The sequence below is a fragment of the Variovorax sp. CF313 genome (assembly GCF_000282635.1).
In the GTDB taxonomy this organism is placed as follows: domain Bacteria; phylum Pseudomonadota; class Gammaproteobacteria; order Burkholderiales; family Burkholderiaceae_C; genus Variovorax.
In genome coordinates, this window is record NZ_AKIW01000077.1 from 88,492 (window position 1) to 110,461 (window position 21,970).

Here is a 21,970-nt window from a genome sequence, read left to right on the forward strand (position 1 = left end):
AATGGAAGGAGCCGATAGTCACCATGCACGATCTCCGAGACCGACTGATTGCCGTGGCTCTGGAATGGGAGTGCGCATTTGGGAACGCTCCTGCGATTACCTCAACGCTCTCGGAGTTTGACGCCGCAACTTTGCTTGGCCTCACCCCTGAGGAGTACGAGGAATGCATGCGTGGCGCAACGGCGGTTCAGAAGGGCTACGACTTCAAGTATCAGGGCAAGCGGTACCAGGTCAAAGGAAACCGTCCCAGCGGCAAGCCTGGAAGCTTGGTGACGTGGGTGCCGAAAGCCATGAACTATGACTGGGACTGCCTAGTGTGGATTCTCTATGACTCGAAGTACAAGATCGAGGAGGCGTGGCTTTGGGACGTTGCTGACTATCGGAATGAGTTTGACGTCATCAAGCGCCTTTCGCCCACTCACTATCGGAAAGGACTGCAGCTTCGATGACTGAGGTTGTATTGCCGTCGGATCCCCCGCTCCTCGAGCCAATGAGTTGCTGGGCCGCAGGCGTCCATTTCGCCGTCGTTTCGATCTCGTACTTGAGGGGCTGACTTGGGCTGTCCAACAAAAGCGGATTTGTTTCACGTCGCCTCCTTGGAAGCGCACCTGCCAGCGCGAACGTCCTGCCACATATCGTTGAAAGCGGATATGTACAAGGCAGGTTTCCACCGAAAAGATGCAAGCAGTTCGACGTGTGCCAACGGAAACGCCAAATAGGACTGATTGCGACCAGTCCAGGCCCAAGAAACGCAATGACACGTAGAGGGGACTTCAATCCCTGATCGGCACCCACTTTCTGCGGACTTCTGTGAGGGCAACCTGGCCGAAGCAACGGAGATCTGTTCCCGAGCTTGAACTGCATCCGAGTTGTGCTTGAAAACGATCCTGGCTTACGAAACTTGCCTTGTGGAACACCGCCCGATGGAGCGGGCTACCGATATGCACGGAAGGCGTGACGCTCCAGTCTGCAGCATCCTGCGAGAACACCCAGCCGTTTGGAAGGTCGCTGCAGTAGGTGTATACAGGCGAATTGGTGCCGGTGTGCGCGAGTGCGTCCTGAATGATTTGTGCGTTCGTGTTGCAGCTTGAACTCGCGAAAGGGAACGGCCGCTTTTCGACGTCCAGGCGAAGTCTCGGCGGCAGGTACGCTGCATCGGATCCAGCGTTGTGCTGTAGGTTGAGTGCGAGCGCTACTGGCGTAGTAGCGGTGTCCAACTTGAACTGAATTCTCGCTGGCGTACCTCCCACGATTTCCTTGCCTCCTTTCAGGTACTCCATCCCTGAAGTCAGTTGCAGGCCGGGAGGCAATGTAAACGAGGGGCTCACCTGCACACTTGGGACCCCGGCGATGGGAAACCATTCCAAAACGAGGGTGGCCGTTGTAGCGTTGACGGCCTCGAACGTTGCAGCAAAGCCTCCTCTTCCTCTCATGCAGCTAGTCCAGGCGTTCAGGACATACGGGTCACCAGTTTGGACGCTGACCGACGTGGCATTCGAATAATCGACACGCTCGGTAAAGGTGAGATTTGTTGTTGCCTTGTGGGTTTCCAGTCGGTTCTCGGTGAATCCCACTCCGAGTACCACTTCACCAATGGGAATGTTTCCAGTGAACTTCCTGTCGGTCTTGGCCTGGTCATAGGTCAAGGTCGATAGGTAATAGTCCAGCATCCGTCGATAAGTCGTATTGCTTTGGTACAACGTTGTTGCGAAGGGACCTTGGGATAGCACGTCTGCACAACGATCTTTTTGCGCGTATGCCGAGCTTGCGACGGCAAGCGAAATCAGCGCGAAAATGAGCTTCTTCATCGTATGTCCTCGGTCAGTTTTATGCTGTTCACGCCCGAGGCAGAGTCCTGTCTGAGCACGCATTGTTGAGGTAGACCCAGCGGCATAGAGGCCATGCAGCACCCTCCCAACTCAACTGGCTCCTTATAGGTCCATGCGGGCGTGGTCACATCCCCAAAATTGGTGATAACTGCATCCGGCCATGCGAGGCGGAACCGAAGATCAGGGTTCGATAGCACCTGCGCTCCTCTTAGCCAAAATCAGCGAAGAAGTCTTTTTCGCTCGAAACTCCTTCTGGGTATGGCGCCGCGCGGCCTGATTCGCTACGCTGCGCCGCTGCCAACTCGTCATGGAAGAAGTTATGGCCGAAGAGATCCCGCCGGAGGGCGATCCCGAGTGGAGCGAACTGCAGGAGCGCCAGGGGCTCGATCCGCTGGGCATGCAGAACACGAGCATCGCGCTCTACCAGGCAATGCTCCCGGGCATCAGCAACGTGACCCTACGGGTGCGCTACTACGCGTTCCACAGCTGGATCAGCAGGGAGTACGCTCGCCTGCACCACTCCCCCGAGGCGGACCATTGGTGCGTGTTCCTTCGTCGCTGCGAGGCCCTGTACGCGCTCGTCGCGCAGCAGCACGCGCAGGCGGCAGGCGTCGGTGGAAGCCGTTGGGCCGGCAACACGCTCAAGGGCCTCAAGGGAAACCGTGTCCGGTTCTCGGTCAACACCGATCGGCAGGCACCGGACCAGTACCTCGCTCAGAAGTTCGGAACCTTCGGGGCCGCATATTCGTCCCAAATGGCCGTCCTGGGCCTGCTCCAGGAGGCGCAGAAGCATGACCTACCGGTCACGAGCGTGCGCGGGACAAAGCTCGCCTCGGATTTCGCCGCGTCCGTAGGCTCGGCGGCCGATGTGTTCCTCGAAGGGGTGAGACGCGGCTCCGTGACGCTGGAGGAACTTCAGCAGCTCGGAGCGTTCGCCCCGTCGGGCATCGAACTCGATAGCGACGAACGCGAAACCTACGAAGAGCTGCTCCTCGCGCCTCAGGCCGGCCCCGATACGCTCGCCGCGAAACGCAGGCACTCTCTGCGCCTGGTCCTGCACACGGCGGACGCGCTCGGACGCACGCCGGATGCGCTGGAGGTGAGGTGGATGGCCTATTCCGGCTTCGATGACGAAGGAAATCCACTGGTACCGCTGCGGGGTGCGGATGCCGCCTGCCGCTATCAGTGGAGGGTCTACCATGCCAACGACTTGATGCACGTGTGCCACGAAGCACTCCTACGCTTCACGCTGGAGGCGCTGGAGCGCCACCCGAACGGCGTGCGCATTGGAGCGCTCCTCGAGGAAGTCGCCGGCAGGCTCATCGACGGTGCCGGAGACGCGCCAGCCAGCTGGGGCGAACTCGAAGACTCGCTGGTGGTTCCCGAAAACGCCTGGGGCGAAGACGAGAACAACGAGTGGTACCTGGCCGACGATCTCCTTTCGTTCCGGATCGAAGACGCGCTGTCGGCCGAGACAGCTTTCGCTGCGATACGGTTGCTCGCGACGCTCGCCCGGCGCTTCGAACCGGAGCTCGGCGCAGTGCAGCAGGTCCTGCACGGCATCGCGCACGACACATCGCAGACGGTTCTTACCGAGCTGCGCTTCCTCGCGCGACGGCGTGACGCGCCGCTGAAGGCAACAATCACCGCCCTCATCAAGCAGCGCATCTTGGACCGCCATCAGCTCGTCGCGTTCCAAAAACTGAGGGGAGGCGACTACACGTTTCTGTTCGAGGTCGAAGATGGGCTCGTGCGTCCGCGCAAGAAGGCGGGACCGGTGTTCACTAACCCGCGGCTGCGTTCGGCCATCTCCTTCCTCACCGACATCCACCTTCTGGGTACGGACGGATTGACGGCGCGCGGACGCCAGGTGCTGGAGGCTGCATGAAGTTGTTCCAAGCCTTCTCGGAGACCGGTTACCACACCACGGTCATCACCTCCTTCTGCATCGACTTCGCGGCGTACGAGCAGATCGTACTGACGCGTCTGCGCGAGGCCGACTGCATGAATAACATCGTCGTGGCCGATCGCCGTATGGTGACCCAGGCACTGGAGGACGGGAGTCGCCCACCGCTGTACGCGGGCAGGCGCTACTCGCTTGCGGGGGCGAACACTGCGGAACTGTTCCATCCCAAGCTGGTGCTGCAACTTGGCCACGACTGCGGGCGGCTGCTCGTCGCCTCCGCGAATCTCACCGCCGCCGGGCTGGCAGGCAATCTGGAGGTGGTGGGGCAGATGCGCATGGGATTGGGCGAGGACGAGCCCGTCCCCGTGCTGCAGCAGGCGTTCGCCTATATCCGGCGTTTCATTGGCCCGGAGGAGACCGCCGCCCTCCAGCAGTTAGATTGGGCGCGCGCGCGCACGCCTTGGTTGCGCCGGGCGTTGCCCGACTTCGGCGATGTCCGCCTGCTCGCTTCCGGCGATGCGCAGGGCCTCGCCCGCCGCTTCGCCGCTCTGGTCGGACGAGAGAAAGTGGCACGCCTCGTCGTGGTCAGTCCTTACTGGGATGAAAAGCTGCGGGCCGTGCAGGCATTGCAGGGGCTGCTCTCGCCGCGGACGACAGCGCTAATTCTGCAGACGAAAGCAGGACTCTTTCCGCGCGTCGCCGACTTGAAGGCGCAGGTCTTCGACCTGCAACCGGCGATGGGAAAGCAGCAGCGCTTTGCTCATGCGAAGGTCATCATCGCGCAGACCAATGCGGCCGACCACGTCCTTTACGGCAGCGCGAACTGCACGTTCGCCGCACTCGGCGACCAGCGCCTCGCTGGGAAGAATGAAGAAGCGTGCCTGTATCGCAAGATGCCTCCCGGCGCGGCGCTTGAGACGTTGGCGCTGGACAAGGCATTGGACGCCAAGCCTACTCCGGTCTCTCGCATTGCGCCGTATCGGCCCACGCCCGCGATCCCGCTGGAGGAACTTGCTCAGAAGCAACCCGGCCACTTCCGCCTCCAGCGCAAGGAACTCACGTGGATCCCGGTGCCGTCCTTTGACCGGCCGGATGCCGTCGTCGAACTGCTGGACGCGCGGAGCGAAAACCTGAACACGACGCTTACGCCCGTCGCGTCGGCCGCAGGTCGCGCCTTCCAGATCGAGGCGACACAATCGCCTGCGTTCGCACGGGTGCGCGTGGGCGAGCGGGTGTCGAGCATCGCCATCGTGCATGTGCAGGAGAGCATTCTCGAGCAGCTGAAGGTAGGCAAGACGAAGAAGATCCAAGAGGCACTGGATGCACTCGACACCGATGCTGCGGAGGGCGTCTGGCTGCTGGACGCGTTGGAGATGATCGATGCCGAAGAACGGCGGCTTGCTTTGGCCCCACCCCGGCGGCGCGGAGGCGGCCGACGCAGGAACACGGCGGAGGCCCAAACGCAATCCGGTCGCGAGCTGAGCTTCGAGGAGTTCATCGCCGCGCGCTCGCCGGAGATGCCGGCCGATTTACATAGCGCTAGCTCCTTGGCTATGAGCCATGCGAACAGCGTGCGTGCCCTCCTGAACACCGTGATCGGCATCAGCGAGGAGCGCCTGGAAGCCGCGGACGAAGAGCCCGAGGCACTGCATCTGGACATGGGCGACGAAACCGGCGACGGAGAAGCGCTTCTGGAAGCCGGCGGCGAGTTCGGGACGGATGTGTCGGCATTGGGCGGTACCATCGCAAACGGTGTCGAGGCAGGAAACGACTCAGGTGCCCGGCGTGCAGACACCGCGGCGGACATCGCCCGCTCCGTCCTGCGTTTCAACGAGAGCATCGGCGAAGCCGCGGAGGAACGCGAGCTGACGACGCGCGACCTTCTGCGTTTCCGTCTCCTCATGACCTTGGTGATGGCGGCGGGGGCCAACGGCGTGCTCCGCGCGCGGGGTGATGCTGGATGGCCGCGCCTGGCGGCGCAGGTCCTCTTCAGGCTTTTCGGCCACGCTGGGCTGCCTCTGATCAATCGCGTCGTCTTCCAGCCCGAGGACAATGGCGGGGTTCCCACCGATGTGCTCGAGGGGCTCGCGACCTCCTTCTGGACTGCCGCGGCCCTCGCGCATGCCAAGTCAGCAGGAGCGCCAACAGAGCTCGCGACACACGCGGAGCGGTTCGCCAGCGAGATGTACGCCGTCGCCGGGCTTGACTCGGACTATCTGCAATGCCCGGTGATCACGACCGTCATGAACGCGATGTCCACGCGATACGCCGCGGGGCTCGGGCTTGACCCGGAGCGGGTCAAGGCCTTCCATTCGCAGTTTGCGGCCGCTGTACCGCAACTCCGCGCCGCGCGGCAGGCGCGTCTCACGGAATTCAACGAACGTGTCGACGAGGAAGTTGAAGAGGAGAGTTGAAGGAGGTCGGTATCCGGGTACTCGGCCGACAACCGATCGATGTTCCGCACGGAGGCACCCTTGCTGCACCTCCAGCGAACTTCGCCGGCGCCGAAACGAGTAATGGAGGCTTCGCCCATCACGTCGGTCAAAATGCCCGGATCAATCGTCGGCTGCACGGTACGTACGCTTCCGACGCGGAGGAAACACAACAAGACCGCCTTGGAGGGCCAGTGAAGATCGCCTTGTTCGTCGATTTCGACAATGTTTATTCAGGCTTGCGACGAATCAGCGCCGAGGCGGCCGAACGCTTCTCCCGCCAGCCATTGCGCTGGTTGCGCTGGCTGACTATAGGAGTCGATGGCGAAAGCATCGACGATGCCCCGTCCAGTCGCCGCCGCGTGCTGGTGCGGCGCTGCTACCTCAACCCTGTCATGTATCAGAAGTACCGGCGCCCGTTCCATGAGGCGGGCTTCGAGATCGTGGACTGCCCGCCGATGACGGCCACTGGCAAGACATCCACTGACATTCACCTAGTGCTAGATACGATGGATGCCTTGGCGGATAGCACTCACTTCGACGAGTTCATCGTTTTTTCCGCCGATGCTGATTTCTCGCCCGTGCTGCGCCGGCTTAGGCGCCACGACAGACGCACAGTCGTCTTCGCCGCGGGCGCCATGTCGGAGTCGTACAAGGCATCCGCGGATCAAGTCATCGATATCCAGACCTTTCTCCGAGATGCGCTTCAGCTCACCTCCATCGAGGATGAAGAGCCACCGATGCAAGATGAGGCTGCGGTCGATATCAACCCCATTGGTGATCTTCGCAAGCGCCTCGCCAATCGGGTTCGCAACACGGTCATCCAAGCTGAACAGCCCGTAGCACTTCCGGCCCTAGCCCAGATCCTCCATCGCGAATTCGGGGAGCTGCGCGAAGGGAAATGGGATGGTGCAGGCTCCTTCGGAAGCCTCATGCGCGAGTTGAACATAGCTGACATCGACTTCGATTTTCAGAACGATGTGGCTATCGATCGGCAGCGAAGGAATGGCAAGCACGCAGCGCACGTGGACGCGACAGCGCCTGCAAGTTCGAACGTAGATTCCGAGAATGGCGAGTCGCCCTTAGCTGAACGGCTGTCGCCGGACTTACTCAAACAGGCCGCAGAGAAGGTTGTTCAAAGTGCCGTCGCTAAATCGAAGGGTCCTTTGCACCTGTCTATGCTCGCACAGTTGCTCCGGCAGGCACTGCCGCAGCTGACAACTGGCTGGGCCGATGCGCCCACTCTGGCGGCGTTCTTGCAGCGGTTGGACCTCGAGCCGCTGCAACGCGCTGTCCTGGAAAACGGAACCACGATCGTCCTGTATGACCCGGCACGACACGAAGCGCCCACGGGAGTGGTCGGAGATCGTTTGGTCGTCAGCATGTTGCGCGCCGCCGAGTTGCCGGAAATGAAAGGGGCCGACCTGATACGCATTCTGACAATTGCGCGGCCGCACATGGGCGGCACCAATGTGTTCGAGATCGCCGAAGTCAGTCGCAGCGTGGCTAGCACGATGACCGCGGAAGGCCGCCCCACTTCACCGCGCCGAGTGACCACCGTGTTGCAAGCAATGATTTTCGGAGGGCTCGATGCAACAAAGGCGTATGCGGAAGCACACGAACTCATCGTGGCTTCGATGGGCGTAATCCTGTCAGCATGGGCGCGCGAAATGCAAACCCAGCCCGACGATGATGCAAGAAGCCGACTACTCGCCTGGCTGGGGCTGATGCCGGAAGCTCATACCTCATAGTGAGGGCGACGGGCGTGACTGCATGCCACGCCTCGTCAGCTTTGCGGGTTCGCCAAGTCAAGACTCACCTGAGAGGCGATCTGCATGACCTTCGTAGATAGGTCCACTCCGGACACGTCCTCATCACGGGCCGGGATGCGCTCTTTCAAGCGGAAGAGGCGCTTGTTGGCCGTGCGAGTGAGCTGGTGGTAGGTGGTCGCTTGAACACGCCCACGCACAACGTCGTCTTCTCTGATCACCTTTTCGGCTGCGGTCTTGGCCGAGAACCCGTGCCCTCCGACGAAGGCCCGGAACATCGGTGTCCCCTCGATCGCGCCGCTTTCTAGGAAGTCCTGGACGTGGCCATCGGCTTGACTCATCTCCTCGCCGCCGATCTCGGAACGGCCCTTCTTCAACTCGATGATGAGCACGCTCTGGATGCGGGTCAGGACTGAATCGACGGCGACCGTAGATCGAGACCGGTCAGCGTCGAGGTGTTGAAAAGGTGTGCTCGCAGTCTAGGCAACGGCGGTTGCGCAGAATGGATTCGACGGCGGCTTCGCCGACGAGCGCGGCGCCGATCTCGGCGCCAGTGATGGTGCCGCCGGCTTTGATCGCGGTCATTCCCGTCAATACAGTCGGATACAGTCCGTGGAGGGGTAGGGCTCTTTTATCCGCGAGGAGCCCGTTTGAAGTGGGGCCCCGATGTCCAAAAATTGGTCAAGAGAATGACGCGAGGAGGTAGAACGACATGACAACCACGTCGCAAGTTGAAAGCGACGCCGGGATTCCACCGGCTAGCGCATGGGTGAGGTTTCTGCGCAGCTACGGCCCAACGTCCAACAATCTAACGATGTTTGACGAGTACGTCTCTGGCGCTCTTGGGCGGGCGAAGGTGCAACCGATCAGCTTATCGACGCCTCTGCTTGACGCGATGATCGAGCATATCGAGTCCAAGACGCTTGGCTCGCTGGTGATCGCTGGGACGGCGGGCGATGGCAAGACCTACCACTGTCGGGCCCTCTGGACACGAATCGGCGGTGATCCCAAGGTTTGGGCGAGCAAGGGAAATGTGAAGGAGCACCGCCTGGATGATGGCCGACTAGCGGTCTTCATCAAGGATCTTTCCGAGTTCAACGGCGAGGAGAGCGATCTCCAGTTGCAGCGGCTCGAAAAGTCAGTCCTTGGCGGGGACGACTCCGAAGTAGTGATCCTCGCGGCCAACCATGGCCAGCTTCTCGACCGCCTGCGCGACCTGGGCAAGCGGCAGGATCGCGTCCATCCTCTCCGCAAGCCGTTGCAGGAGCGCTTTCTTCAAGCCGGCCCTGCGCCCGATCGCCTGGCCGTCTTCGACCTCAGCCGCTCCACGAGCCGCACGACCTTCGACGAAGTCGCCAAGGCCGTGGCTGGGCACCCCGAATGGGCCAACTGCTCTGGCTGCTTTTTGAAGGCTGGCGGCAAGGTCTGCCCGATCGACGAGAACCGCCGCCGCCTTCTAGGCGAAGCCGATGGCGGGCAGCTCGCTCGCCGTCTTGGCGATCTGGTCGAGATCGCTCGCCTCAATGGCCTCCATCTCCCCGTGCGCGATCTGCTGGCCCTGTGCTCCAACATGGTCCTCGGCTACGCCGACGCCAAGGATGCCAAAGAGAACCTGATGACCTGCGCGGACGTGCCCAAGATCCAAGAAGGCGGGCACACCGGCAAGGCCAGCATCTACGCCAACGCCTTCGGGGCGAACTTGCCCAAACGTCGGGCCTCCGACCGCCCCGTCTTCAAGGCGATGGCGAGCTTTGGCGTGGGTGAGGAGACGACCAACGCGGCCGACGGCCTTCTGGTCTATGGCAAGGACGATGCGCGGCTGCAAACCGATTTCGCACGCCTGGTGGCGGCAGACTCGGTCTACGGCGCGACGGCGGACTTTCGTGCGGCCCAGGACGCGTACCTGGAAGGCCATGAAGGCGCCCGCTTGGACGGCGGCTCCATCGAGTTCATGGAAATGCTGGCGGACCAGCGCCGCAGGCTCTACTTCTCGCTGCCCGAATCCGAGCCCGGCTACTCCCGCTGGTCGATGACGGCCTTCCGCTTCGCGGGCGACTACCTAGACATCATCGATTCTCTAAAGGCCAAGAAGGCCGTGAGTGACGCCACGCGCGGGCGCATCGCCCGCGGACTCAACCGGGTCATGACGGGCTTGCTTTTGGAGAACGTTGATCGGATCTTCATCGCCAGCTCCGGCGGCTTCACGCAAAGTCGCGTGAGCGTGCTCTGCGACCACGAGACGCCCTCTCGCAGGCAAGGCGGCGTGGGCATGGCCATCAAGCTCGAAGAGGAGACCGGACGTCTTCAACTCGACGTGTCGCTCTCGCCCGGCCCCGGCAACTCGGTCGCCTTCGATCTCACGCCCATCCGGCATGAGTTTCTCGCGCGCGTCGCCGAAGGCGCGCTGCCGGCGAGTTTCTCTAATGAGTGCCTCGAAGATCTGCTGGCCTTCAAAGCAAAGCTACTGCGCAAGGCCGAGATCGTCCGCAAGGCCGGCTTTGCCGGCGATGACGAGGTCGGCGCCGAAGCCTCAGCCCTAACGCTAAATTTCATCGACATCGAGCCGGGAGGCCGCGGGTTCGCGCGTCCTGTGACCGTGAGGGCTCCGGCATGAGCGCGATCTTCAAGCGCCCCGAGATCAAGAGTGTCGACTTCTGCGTCGACGAGAACATCTGGGGCCACCGCCTCTACGATGAGCAGCTTCCGCATTTGACGGTGCTCGAATTTCTTGGCGCGCTGGGTTCTAACTTGGACAAGCCGCTGCGCCCCTACGAGGGGCTAGCCGGAGCCTTCAGGTTCCAGCCCCAACGCCAGATCCGCCTTCGCGGCCTGCTTTTCAACAACCCCTACGTTGAATCCATTTCGGAGAGCAAGCACGCCGATGAGGAGAAGTGGCGCCAGTGGTTCGAGCGCTTTGCTCAGGGCTCGACGGGCAATGGCGACGGCGTTGACGACATGGCCTACCTGCGTCACTCGTTCGCGAGTTTCGACGACTTCGCCAGGGCCGTCGAGCTGCTGCGCTCGTCTTCCTTCGAGTCCCGTAGCAACAAGCGTTGGAGCTCCAAGTTCGTTTTCCCCTTCGGCCCCGACGCTCTCTACGAGGACTTGGAGATCGACTCCAAGGGCAAGATGAGTAACGACCGGCGCTTCTTTGCGCGGACCGGCGAACTGCTTTACATGATGCTCACGCGGGCTAAGCGCGGCGCCGAGTTGGGAGACCTGCTCGCCAAGCGCCTGTTCGACCGCGAGGCGCCGATGAACCGGCTCGCCCGCGCGATGCAAGGCGCGCCGCAGCGGGCTGAGGACTCCCGGCAGTCGGGCTATCTGCCCGAGGCCACCAACCCGCGGTTCGATCAGATCTGCGAAGACTGGCTGTCGGTCCTGGCCAAGGACATGCCGATCTACGATGCCTTGGAGCATCTGATCGCCATCTCCGGCCTCAACATGCTCCTGTATTTCCTTGAGCGGGCGAAGCGCGTGGCCGGCGACGACGACCCCGTCGAGATCGTCTGTGAGATCGTCTCCAAGGAGCGCACGAAGGTCCGCGCGCTCTCCGGTGACAGCTACTTGCTCAATCAAGGCTTGCCAGCAAAGGCGGTGCGCGCCTATGTCGAGTCGATCCGTATGGACGCTGGCTGGGCCGAGGCAGCCTCAAGCGACTTCCCAGAGGCAGAGCGCGTGAAGCTCATGCGCGAGCGCTTCCAATGGCCTTCCGCCGATGGCGGCGACGAGGAGGACTATTCGGGCGAGAGCCCGGACGCCTTGGTCGGGAAGCTCGCCGAGCTCGCCCTCGCGCGCCACGCGCAGCACATCGGCAAGATCCACGGGTCCTGGTCGCGGGCGATCGGCCTCAGTTCCCGGCGCCTCTCGCGGCGAACCCGCTATGCCCCCAATGATCGCCTCTTGAAGTCGATCGTGGTCGTCATCGTCGACGACCGCATGCAGTTCGACGAGTTCCTGGCTGAGGCCAAAAAGCGCTATGGCCTGGTCCTCGGCGACGCGGAAGGTACACGCCTGGTCGACGCGAAGCTCGTCGACCAAGAGGAGCTCAGCGAGAACCGGGACAACCTCGAAACCCGGCTCGTGGGGTTGGGCCTGGTCCGCAGGCTCTCCGACTCCTGCTCATTTGTCGAAAACCCGTTCGTATTCAAGGGAGAGGCCGCATGCTGACCGACCGCATCATCGGGCGCGTCGGCGCGGACATCCTAGCCAAGCGTATTCCCAACGCCGGCCAGCCCAGCGACTCCGCCGCACTGTTCCGGCTCGACAAGCTCTCGTCGAGTCAGATCGCGGCCGTGGCGCGGGCGATCCTCGCCAATCCGGATCTGCTCGCCCGCGTGGACCTCATGATTCCGGAGGCGTTGGTCGGCGGCCAAGGCATGCCACCCGAGATCCTGATCTCGCACAACGCCGGCTACGTCCGAAACAACGCTACGACCGCCAAGGCGGCGATCCTCACCACCAACGGCAACGAGCACAACTTGGCCGACACGCTCGGCCACGTCATGGCCATCGGCGCCAAGGAAATGCGCGGCGACGCTGAGCCGTGGGTCGATGCCGCCTTGCACGCGGGCGGTCTTTCGCCCGTGCCAGATGACCGCCTAGTGTTCCAGGCGGCCCTGGGTGGCCTGCTGGCCTCCTCCGAGCTCTCGCTCGTTCAGCTTGGTGAGTTCTGCTCCGAGATCGTCGAGGCGATGTCCACCCGCGGGCTCGCCATCCGTGACGCCGTGGGCTTCGCCATGCCCCGCGCGGGCCTGCCTCGCGACAGCGCCTTCTTCTCAAACGCCAAGAGCTTCGGGTCGCTTCACAAGCCCTGGCAGAAGGCCTTCGCCAAGCTCTTCATCCAGCGCGCGCCGCTACTGAAAAAACTTCGCCAGAACGGCCAGCCGCTCGATCCTGAGGAACTCAACGAACGCATCGAGGCCAACTCGGCGGAGATCGCCGAGACCGCGCGCCTGGCGCTCGGCGCTTTCGCCGCGGCTCCCGCGGGCGACCAGGAGGCGGCATCCGCTCTGGCCCAGTTCGAATGGGAGGCCGATGGCGTCTACTTGGCCTTCGACAAGCCCAAGGAGAAGCAACTCGGGTTGGCTGACGCGACCATCCGCTTCTTCGACCATGACTGCGACCAAGAGAACTCGCTCGACTCAGAGGGGCGCAAGCTCTTGGAGGACTTGAAGGCGCGCGAGCGCCGCTCCGAGTTCACCGAGGAGGACGAGGATTTCTTCGTCAAGCATCGTCGGCTGATCGAACAAGACGCCAAGCTCTGCGCTCGCTGGGAGAAGGCCCTCTATGGCAAGCCCATCGAGTGCAATGACTTCTTCGACGGCTTCGCTCGCGTGGTGAACAGCCTTCATGCGGGCCTGCGCGATGCCGAGGGCGAGCGCATTCTGCGTTTCACCGTGACCAAGGGCCGCAAGGAGTGGCGCGAGCGCTTCAACTACGACGCCGGCAGCTACTTCTCGGCGATGTATCGAGGCCTGAAGGAGCTCATGGGCTCTAAGGCCGATTGGAAAGTCGAGCGCCTGGGAAACGCCAGCCTGCCGGATCCCCTTTTCGACTACGAGGCCTTTTTCGCCAAGGAGAAGGAGCTTCGAAACGACAAGAAAAACAAGGTCCGGCCGAGCTCGTCGCTCTCGCGCGTTGCCTTGCAGATCAAGTTCGACGTGGCCCTGATCCAGATCTCCAAGGGCAAGGAGATGGTACTGGCCAAGACCCAGCTCCTGTGGAGCTACAAGCCCACCTCGATCGGCCTGTCCATGGTCGCGGACATGCGCCGCCTCTTGGAGAAGGGTGCGGTCGGCTGCACGGAAGTCCCGCGTCGCCTGGTGAGCAAGAAGGGCGGGGTCCAAAACGTGTCGCTGCTCGATACCGGCACATTGGACGCGACCTATTCGACCGACGCGGGCTCCCTGGTTCCGGCGGCCAACAAGCTCCGCAGCCTGCGCCACGAGATCAAGGGCCGGATCAAGGATCTCGCGGAAGGTGGCTATCTGACCCCGACCCAGCGCGACGAGGTCAAGGCATCCTGGGACAAGTTTGAGGAGGACTACATCAAGGCGATGGAGGACTTCGTCTCAGTCGGCCTGCATGGTGAGGCCGTCATGCGCCAGGCGGAATCTTTCGGCGCGCTGATGGCGACCCTCATGTCCCAAGCCCGCGGTGACGTGTGCCGCTCGCGCTTGACCTCCGAGATCCTCTCAGTGGGCACGGCCCGCGTGGCCGGCGACAATCCCGCGTTGATCATTCCGCCCTGGCACCCGGAGCGCATGAAGGCCCTTGCGGTGAAATCGCGCCGCGTGGCGGGATTTGCCACGCACTTGCTCTCCAGCGGCAGCATTCTCTATGGCGACCGCGAGATTTTCATGCGCGAGCTCTCCGACGAGATCGCCCACCCGTTCTATCCAGAGATCGCCGTCCTAAATCGGACCGGCGCGCCGACGCTGGTCTCCGAAAGCAGCACGATCAACGGCTACAGCCTCTTGGAATCGCCCACGCGTGGCGCAGAGGATGCCATGACCGACGTAGATCCGGCCGCCGCCGCCAGGCAGGCGCGCGAGCTCCTGGAGCGCTATGTCGGCTTGCAGCCGCATGAGGCCTCGAACCTCAACGTCGTGCTTTACAACGCCGACGCGGCCGAGCTGCCACTGGCGACGGTGCGCGAACTCTCGTCGATTCAGGAAGACGGGAAGCTCCAATGCAGCGTATCAGTGCGGCACTCTGACCCGGCGAAGCTTCGCAGCGTCTATGGTGAGCTGGTCAACAAGGCCGGCGACGATCCGGACCTGCCCGTGGTCAGCGAGACCAGCGACAACTTCATCGCGAAGCTGCGCATCTCGGTTACGCCGATCTCGGCCACGCCCAGCGAGAGCGCCCAGGGCTTCAAGGCTTTTGACGTGGCCTTCCTGCATGACGTGGTTTCGCGGGCTGCGCAATCCGAATGGCTCTCGGTCCCTTGGACGAATGATCGGCCCAACCTTGAGCATGCCCCGTCGCGCTGGTCCTATCGCAGCGTCTCTGGCGAGAACGAGCTGAAATCCACCACGTTCTTGACGTGTCCTTGGCAGACCGCGTCCGGCTGGGCCTATGTTTCCGCAGTGGCCGCTGTTTGCCGGCAGCTCGATGGGTTGCCCGGCGAGCGCTACCTGCCGGCCCGGCGCATCTCTTTGCAAAGCCCCGTGTTGGCCGAGATGATCAAGGACGCCCACGATCTGGCCGAATGGGTCGCCACCTACGACGAGCTGCTCGACAAGCGCCAACTCCAACACAACGACATCACCGTCGTCCGCTACCGCCGCGGCTCTACCAATGGCCGCAATATGATCGTGAGTTCGACCTCAGAGTTGCGGTTGCTGGGCGTGCTGGTGCGCCGCCGCCTGGACGAATTGAATTTGCCGCTCGACGCGTCCGAGATCCAGGCCGCCGCCGACAAGGCCAAGCGCGATGCGCTCTCGGTCTCTGGCGACATCGTGCTGCGCGCGGCGAAGCGCGGGGTCTCTGCGGGCGAGATGATCGGCCTGGTGCTCAGCCGCCACTTGCTCGCCGAAGAGTTCAGGGCCGCCGCGGACGGGGGCCAGGTCTTGACGGCCTACTTCCTGCTCGACGACTACGCGAGCTGGCTCTCGCAGCCGGAGAGTCGCATCGCCGACATCCTCGCGCTCAATGTCGAGGAACGGGAGGAAGGCGTCCGCGTGGTCATTTCGATCGTCGAGTCGAAATACGTCGCTGCCGACGGCCTGGCCAAGGCCCGCCGGGACTCCAAGGACCAGCTTCTTGCCACTCTCGGCATGTTCCGCGAGGCGCTCTTCGGTGACCCGGGCCGGCTCGATCGCGACGTGTGGCTCGCCCGCTTGGCCGACATGCTCATCGACGCCGACATCCCGCCGGGCATGACGGGCCTGATGGAGCGCGCGCGTTCGAAGCTTCGCGAGGGCGACGTCGAGATCTCGCTGCGCGGCTACTCGCATGTCTACGTTCACACCTCGGACGCCGGCTCGATGTCTGCCTCCGACCAGGAGCTCTTAGAGGAGTCGGACGGCGTGAAGGCTTGGCAAGAGATCTTCGACCGACCCGACCTGCGAAAGCTCGCCGAAGCCTACGCCAGAGGCGCTGGCGGGATCGACGTTCGCGCAGGCCTTGGATCTCATCAGCCCTGGCTTGAGCACGGCTTCAAGAAGCCCGCTCCGCGCGTGCCCTGGCTCTCCGCCATGGGCCAGCTCGCCAGCAGTGCGGTCGGTGTTCCGGTGGAGGAAGCTCCCGTGCTCGAGAAAGCCGCCGCTTCGGCTCTGATTAGCGGCCCGGCACAAGAGCCTGCGGCACCTGCGCAAAGCCCGGCCCAAACCGACGCCATGGTGTCGACTTCGGCGTCAAGCGCCGCGCCCGCTCCGGCCACCAACTTCGGAGCTGCGCTCTCCGAGCTGGTGGCCTCCAAGTCCGCTGGGGGCGCGCAGTCCGACGCCGAACGGGAGGAGTGGGCCCAGGAGGTCACCAAGAAGCTAAAAGCCGCGCTCAACAGCTACGGACTGCAGGCGGCCATCCTGGGTACACGCTTGACCCCCAATGGCTGCCTGGTACGTCTGGCCGGCTCCGACCGGCTTCGCGTCGAAGACATCGAGAACAAGCGCACCCAGCTTCTAACCACGCACGCGATCAACCTCGTGACAGTTCAGCCCAAGCCAGGCGAGATCGTGGTCACGGTTGCTGGCTCGAAGCGCCAGGCCGTGTCCCTCTGGGAGCTCTGGTCGCGCCGCGAGCTCAATCGCAACGTTGCCGGCATCAACACGTCCTTCCTTCTGGGACTGCAAGAAATCAACGGTGCACTGCTGTATCTGAACCTCGGAGCGGAGTTCGGCGGGCTCTCGTCCCACGAGCCGCATTCGCTGGTGGCTGGCTCGACCGGCAGCGGTAAGTCGGTGCTTATCCAAGCCTTGCTTCTGGACATAGCGGCGACTAACTCCAAGGATCTGGCGCAGATCATTTTGATCGACCCGAAGATGGGCGTGGACTACGCCCCCTTGGCCGACTTGCCGCACATGCGCGACGAGATCGTCACCACCAAGGAGAAGGCCGGCGAGGTGCTCGAAACGTTGGTCCAGGAGATGGAGGACCGCTATCGCGCGTTCGCCAAGGCCAGGACGCGCGACTTGCCGACCTACAACTCCAAGGTCTCGGTCGAGGAGCGCCTGCCGATGGTCTTCCTGGTCCATGATGAGTTCGCCGACTGGATGCTCGACGACGGCTACAAGGCGGCGGTGGGTGCGGCGGTGCAGCGCCTCGGCGTGAAGGCCCGCGCAGCCGGCATCCACCTGATCTTCGCGGCCCAGCGTCCGGACAAAGACGTGATGCCGATGCAACTTCGCGAGAACCTCGGGAACCGGCTGATCTTGAAGGTCTCGAGCGAAGCGACATCCAAGATCGCGCTTGACCGCCCTGGAGCGGAGTTGCTCTTAGGCCGTGGGCATTTGGCTGCGAAGCTCAATGGTGAACAAGGCTTGGTATTCGCGCAGGCGCCATTCCTGTCGGATCAAGACATCGAAGCAGCCGTCGAGGCGATTGCGAAAACGCAAACTTGAAGGAAGGAAACCGGCATGCCATTCCCGACGTGCGACGAGGTAACGCATGACTGAACAAGCGCGAGGCGCCCAGCCGTTTCGTATCGCCGCCCGTGCAATGCGTCAACTCGGGGCGGAACTGATCACGTCCGACGAGATGGCTCTGTATGAGCTTATCAAAAACGGTTTCGATGCCCGGTCGCCGCGAACGGTGGTCGAGATCTCTGCCCCAGCCGATGCCGGGGCGGTAGCACTGGTTCGTGAGCAGGTCTCGACGGGGCGAGTGTCTGTGACGGTCTCGCTTGAGCGCCTGGAGAAGACGCTCTCAGCGGATTTAACGATCGAGCAGCGAGTGAGCGCACTCCAGCGATTCAAGGAACATGCAACGTCGGCTTCTGCGCTCAGCGAGTTCCTCGACGCATTCCTCCGAAACGACTTCTGGATCGAGGTCAGCGACAAAGGCATTGGCATGTCGGCGGACGAGCTGCACGACAAGTTCATGATGGTGGGGACACCCAACAAGCTGATTGAGAAAGCGCATGCGGACCGGACGATTCTGGGCGAGAAGGGCATTGGTCGGCTCTCGATGATGAAGCTTGGTCAAGTGGCAATGGTCCGCTCGAAAGTTGCAGGAGTCGCCTCGTGGAATTCGATCGAATTCGATTGGAAGAAGTTCGACAGACCCAGGGCCGAGTTGGGCGATATTCTGTTCGAAGTCAGGGAGGCGGAATCTGACGCGGAAGAGGTACAAGGAACGGTGATACGCGTCACCGAGTTGCTGGCGAACTGGTCGGCCCCGAAGGTGAATGAATTTCTCAACAAATACGTTCGCAGGCTCCAGGACCCGTTCGCCAAACCCCGGCGTCCTTATCCGATTGATGTGCTGCTCAACGGGCACCGTTTGGCGATCACGCCGATTCCGACTTGGTTGTTGGAAGTCGCGCAGTTTCGATGCGAAATCAGCTTCACCCCGAGTGTGGTGGACAGCCAATCGGTGTCCCTTCGACGAGAGGTTGTCTGGAAAGGTGGCTCTAGTGCGGAGACACGAACCTGGACCCTCGATGAGCTGGCCGCCCTCGCGGGTGTGCCCATCGAGACCTGCCGCAACCTCGGGCCCTTCACTGCATCGTGCTATTGGTTCAATCGTGCGCTGATCGTCGGAACGCTCGATCACTCCAAGACTCGGATGCTGGCCGAACTCAACGTCTGGTGCGGCGGGTTCGCGGTCTATCGCGACGGGTTCCGCGTGGGTCAGACGGGCGGCATGGAGGACGATTGGCTGGAGTGGGATGGAAAAGCACTGAGGACCAAGGGATTCATGCTGAATCGGTACCAGACCGTTGGCACGGTCTCCATCACTTCGAAGGGGAATCCGCGGCTTATCGATGCGGCCAACCGCGAACGTCTTGTTTCTTGCCCTGAGCAGACGCTCTTAGTGAGCCTCCTTGGAGACATCATCGTTAAGGATTTGCGTTCGCACATCGATGCGATAAAGCAAGTTGAGGTCAAGCAGGCGATCGAAGAGGAGTCAGCCGAAGAGAGCTTAAAGCGGTCCGAGAGCTCGTTGAAGAGCACCCTGCAGACAGTTGAGGACATTGCGAGGGTTGTCCCCGCGACGGTGCAGCCGAAGCTCGAAGAGGTTCGGCGCACACTGCAATCGCAGGTCGAATATGTGGAGACTATCAGAGGGGCGCTTCAGCTCGCGCGTGAGACCCGAGTTGAGCTGCTCGAGCTCGCGAACATTGGGCTAGTGGTGGAGATCGTGGTGCACGAACTCACGCGTCTGACTCAGAGCACCGGAGACTTGTTGCTCAATCTGCGCAAGGCAGCCGCAGCCGACGCACCCCTGGTGGGCTTGATCGACAATCTGCAGTCGCAGATCAAGGCCACCAGCAAGCGGATCAGCTCTGTCGACGTCCTAAGTCCTTCGGGACGAAACCGCCGGGAGCGATTCAACGTCGTGGCGCAGTTGAAGACGGTCGTCAGCGGCTTTGAGGCGCGGTTTCAGCGCCATTCAGTTGAGTGCGACGTCTTGGTTGATGGGGTGCCGGCGTCGACGCAGGTCTTCGAGGTTCGGCTAGTTCGCGGGCTGATCGCGCAAGTACTGGAGAACCTGCTGACCAACTCCGTGTATTGGGTCCAGCAAGGACTCAAGCGTGGGGAGGAGCGTCGGCGCGTCGTGGTGGAGCTGGATACCCGCTCCGGCGTGGTCATGGTCACCGATAACGGACCGGGAATCGATCCGTCACATGGGGAGTCCATCTTCCGGCCGTACTTCAGCATGAGAAAGCGTGGCAAGGGACTTGGGCTATACATCGCCCGAGAACTCGTTGAGTACCACAGAGGAAAACTTTACTTGGACGCAAGCGGCGAGTCCGATGGACGGCTCAGAACGTTCGTTCTTGAACTACCCAGGGAAGGAGAAGCGTGAACGATCAGATCGCTCCAGGCGAAGACGGCAAAGCGGAGGAGGCGTTGGTCGCAGTGCAGGAGCACGCAAGCGAAGACCAGGTGTTGCCGCCACAGCCCAATGTTCCCAAGACCATCGTCGTGGTCGATGACGAGCTATTCCGGCTCACGAACTCTCACGTGCGCCGTTGGGCGCCGGATTTCTACGAGACGATAGAGGATGTAAACGACCCCGCGTTTGGCAACCTTTGGGAGGTGGCGAGAGCCGTTCCCGAGTTGGGTGCTGCTGATTGGGACATTGACGCGGCGACATCCTACTTCGCGAGCGAAGCAGCCATCTCGAGCGTCCTGCTGTCCCAGCAGTTCTTGCAGATCGCACAACCGCGTCTTCGAGACTTGCTCGGCCCCTTCACCGGCCGGGCGAAATGGGTGACCGATCTGAAGCAAGTGTTCAAGGATGCGTTCCAGGCGCCTGATTTCGATCTGCAGTTCGTGCCAGTGAGGCCCTCCTTTGCCGATATCGGGCAGTGCGCCGTGGTGTTCTTGGACCTGTTCCTGGAACAGGGAGAGGCATCTCCTGTGGCAGCGGTGCAGGCCCATCTTCGGCAACTGGCGACGGATGCGGACGATGCGGTGCTTCCCCCGCTTGTGCTGATGTCATCGCATCCGGAGTTGGAGCAGTACAAGCTTGGTTTCAGTGAGCACGCCGGCATCAGCGCTGCCGGCCTGATGGTGCTACCCAAGGCGGCGTTGATGGAGCCGGAGTTCCGCGCCGCCGGTCTGAAATTGGCTTTCAAGCAGTTGGACCGCCAGAAGCACGTGGCCCACGCGCTCAGGCGGTTCATGGCCTCGTGGCTCGAAGCGCTTGAGACTGCGAAGGCGAACACTGCCCGGACGCTTTGGAATCTGGACGCTTCGGCGATGCAGCAGATCCACCTGGCCTCGATCAGCGATGACGACCCCTACGACGAGCACTTGAACGAATTCCTCAGCAGGGAGCACTTGTTCCATGTCGAGGCGCAAGCGAAGGTCGCAGCAAGCGTTGCCGAGCTCGACAAGCAGTTCCGTGCTCAGCTTACCGAGGATGGACAGATCGAAAACAGGCTTATTTCGCCTCTGGCGGATGTCAAGACGGCACGTGCTTTCGTCTCTCACTTCACGTGGTTCGGCTCCTCGCTTCCGGCGAGCTTCATGGGCGACGAGGCCGGCGCGGCGTCGCGCATCAGCCGCACGCTGCCGTTTGGCAGCGTGCTCGTTCAAAAGCAGGTCGGCGACGGAAGCAGGTGCCTAGTGCATATCACGCAGCAATGCGACCTAAACGCGATCAGCCGAAGCAAGGATGCCTCCTGCACGCTGACGTTCGCAATAGCGAGCGCCATTGAATTGCAGGCGGCGTCGAATCCAGTCGTGAAGACGACCGAGCTGGTGGCGAAGAGCCTTCGGATCGGGCAGGGGGCGGACGAACGTGAGTTCGACCTTCGGATCAATGTGGGTGAGCTCCTCGCAATGCCGCTTCGCGAGTTTCTGGAAAGAACCCGCACGGAGGATTGGCGGGTCGTCGGGCGGCTGCGCAGCGATATCACCAATCACATTGTCGCTGCGACCACCAACCACATGTCCCGACCTGCCTCGCAGAAGATGATTCGGCCAGGCCTGCTGCGATCGAAGGTCTTTTTGCAGTCGGCAGTCTTCAACGGTGCCAAGGAGGCACTCATCGACAAGGACTCTTCAGCGGCGCAGAAGCCTGCCAAGATCTTCTCGGTGTTGCGCGATGAAGGCAGGTATAGCTTTGAAGATAGCGCGTCCATCGAGATCGCGCTCTGGCTCGTCCATCACTCGACCGCCATTGGGTTGGCGCTCGATGGAGATCAGCTCTGCGCGGCTTTGCGGCGAGGCTGGACATCTCCGGTCAGTCTGCCGGGCGGCCTCCGAATTCGGGTGCGGGAGTGTGAATCGCTAGCTGCTGCCTTCAGAGGGCTTCGAGGTGGAGACATCGCTCAGGGGGACGCTCAGCTGACTATCATCTTCGAGAAGTAGCTCGCCGCGTTAACGACATTCTCAGAAGCCGAAGCGGCTC

At 62.2% G+C, this 21,970-nt stretch carries 12 protein-coding genes; 9 read left to right on the top strand and 3 right to left on the bottom strand.

Annotated features, from left to right (window positions below; all coding sequences use genetic code 11):
- Positions 1-23: 23 nt before the first annotated feature.
- A complete protein-coding gene (locus PMI12_RS19325) occupies positions 24-449 on the top strand; it encodes a hypothetical protein (protein ID WP_007835835.1) in 426 nt (141 codons plus the stop codon).
- 324 nt (positions 450-773) lie between these two features.
- Here the strand turns inward: PMI12_RS19325 and PMI12_RS28870 are convergent, their stop codons facing one another.
- A complete protein-coding gene (locus PMI12_RS28870; RefSeq protein ID WP_007835837.1) occupies positions 774-1,808 on the bottom strand; it encodes a hypothetical protein in 1,035 nt (344 codons plus the stop codon).
- Positions 1,809-2,148: 340 nt separating this feature from the next.
- On the opposite strand from PMI12_RS28870, the gene PMI12_RS19330 reads away from it, so the two are divergent.
- The 3 genes from PMI12_RS19330 to PMI12_RS19340 all read left to right on the top strand — a co-directional run bounded on the left by PMI12_RS19330 (position 2,149) and on the right by PMI12_RS19340 (position 7,918).
- Positions 2,149-3,717: a hypothetical protein gene (locus tag PMI12_RS19330; protein ID WP_007835839.1), complete on the top strand. Its 1,569-nt coding sequence runs from the start codon at positions 2,149-2,151 to the stop codon at positions 3,715-3,717.
- On the top strand, positions 3,714-6,149 hold the full coding sequence (locus PMI12_RS19335) for a hypothetical protein (RefSeq protein ID WP_007835841.1): 2,436 nt from the start codon (positions 3,714-3,716) through the stop codon (positions 6,147-6,149). The genes PMI12_RS19330 and PMI12_RS19335 overlap by 4 nt, the downstream gene beginning before the upstream one ends.
- Before the next feature lie 212 nt (positions 6,150-6,361).
- Complete coding sequence (locus PMI12_RS19340; protein ID WP_007835842.1) at positions 6,362-7,918, top strand: NYN domain-containing protein; 1,557 nt, start codon at positions 6,362-6,364, stop codon at positions 7,916-7,918.
- A 35-nt stretch (positions 7,919-7,953) separates the two neighbouring features.
- On the opposite strand, the gene PMI12_RS19345 is transcribed toward PMI12_RS19340, so the two are convergent.
- Both PMI12_RS19345 and PMI12_RS28875 read right to left on the bottom strand, forming a co-directional pair.
- Positions 7,954-8,328: a hypothetical protein gene (locus tag PMI12_RS19345; protein ID WP_042673774.1), complete on the bottom strand. Its 375-nt coding sequence runs from the start codon at positions 8,326-8,328 to the stop codon at positions 7,954-7,956.
- A gap of 52 nt (positions 8,329-8,380) precedes the next feature.
- Positions 8,381-8,521: a hypothetical protein gene (locus tag PMI12_RS28875; protein ID WP_157632237.1), complete on the bottom strand. Its 141-nt coding sequence runs from the start codon at positions 8,519-8,521 to the stop codon at positions 8,381-8,383.
- A gap of 127 nt (positions 8,522-8,648) precedes the next feature.
- On the opposite strand from PMI12_RS28875, the gene PMI12_RS19350 reads away from it, so the two are divergent.
- Genes PMI12_RS19350 through PMI12_RS19370 form a run of 5 tightly spaced genes read left to right on the top strand, consistent with a single transcriptional unit; the run spans position 8,649 to position 21,930 of the window.
- Positions 8,649-10,550, top strand: coding sequence for a hypothetical protein (locus PMI12_RS19350; RefSeq protein ID WP_007835846.1), 1,902 nt, complete (start codon positions 8,649-8,651; stop codon positions 10,548-10,550).
- Positions 10,547-12,106: a hypothetical protein gene (locus PMI12_RS19355; protein WP_007835848.1), complete on the top strand. Its 1,560-nt coding sequence runs from the start codon at positions 10,547-10,549 to the stop codon at positions 12,104-12,106. Before PMI12_RS19350 ends, PMI12_RS19355 begins: the two co-directional genes overlap by 4 nt.
- A complete protein-coding gene (locus PMI12_RS19360; protein ID WP_007835850.1) occupies positions 12,100-17,505 on the top strand; it encodes an FtsK/SpoIIIE domain-containing protein in 5,406 nt (1,801 codons plus the stop codon). Before PMI12_RS19355 ends, PMI12_RS19360 begins: the two co-directional genes overlap by 7 nt.
- 46 nt (positions 17,506-17,551) lie before the next feature.
- On the top strand, positions 17,552-19,915 hold the full coding sequence (locus PMI12_RS19365) for a sensor histidine kinase (RefSeq protein WP_007835852.1): 2,364 nt from the start codon (positions 17,552-17,554) through the stop codon (positions 19,913-19,915).
- Complete coding sequence (locus tag PMI12_RS19370) at positions 19,912-21,930, top strand: hypothetical protein (RefSeq protein ID WP_007835853.1); 2,019 nt, start codon at positions 19,912-19,914, stop codon at positions 21,928-21,930. Before PMI12_RS19365 ends, PMI12_RS19370 begins: the two co-directional genes overlap by 4 nt.
- Positions 21,931-21,970 lie beyond the last annotated feature (40 nt).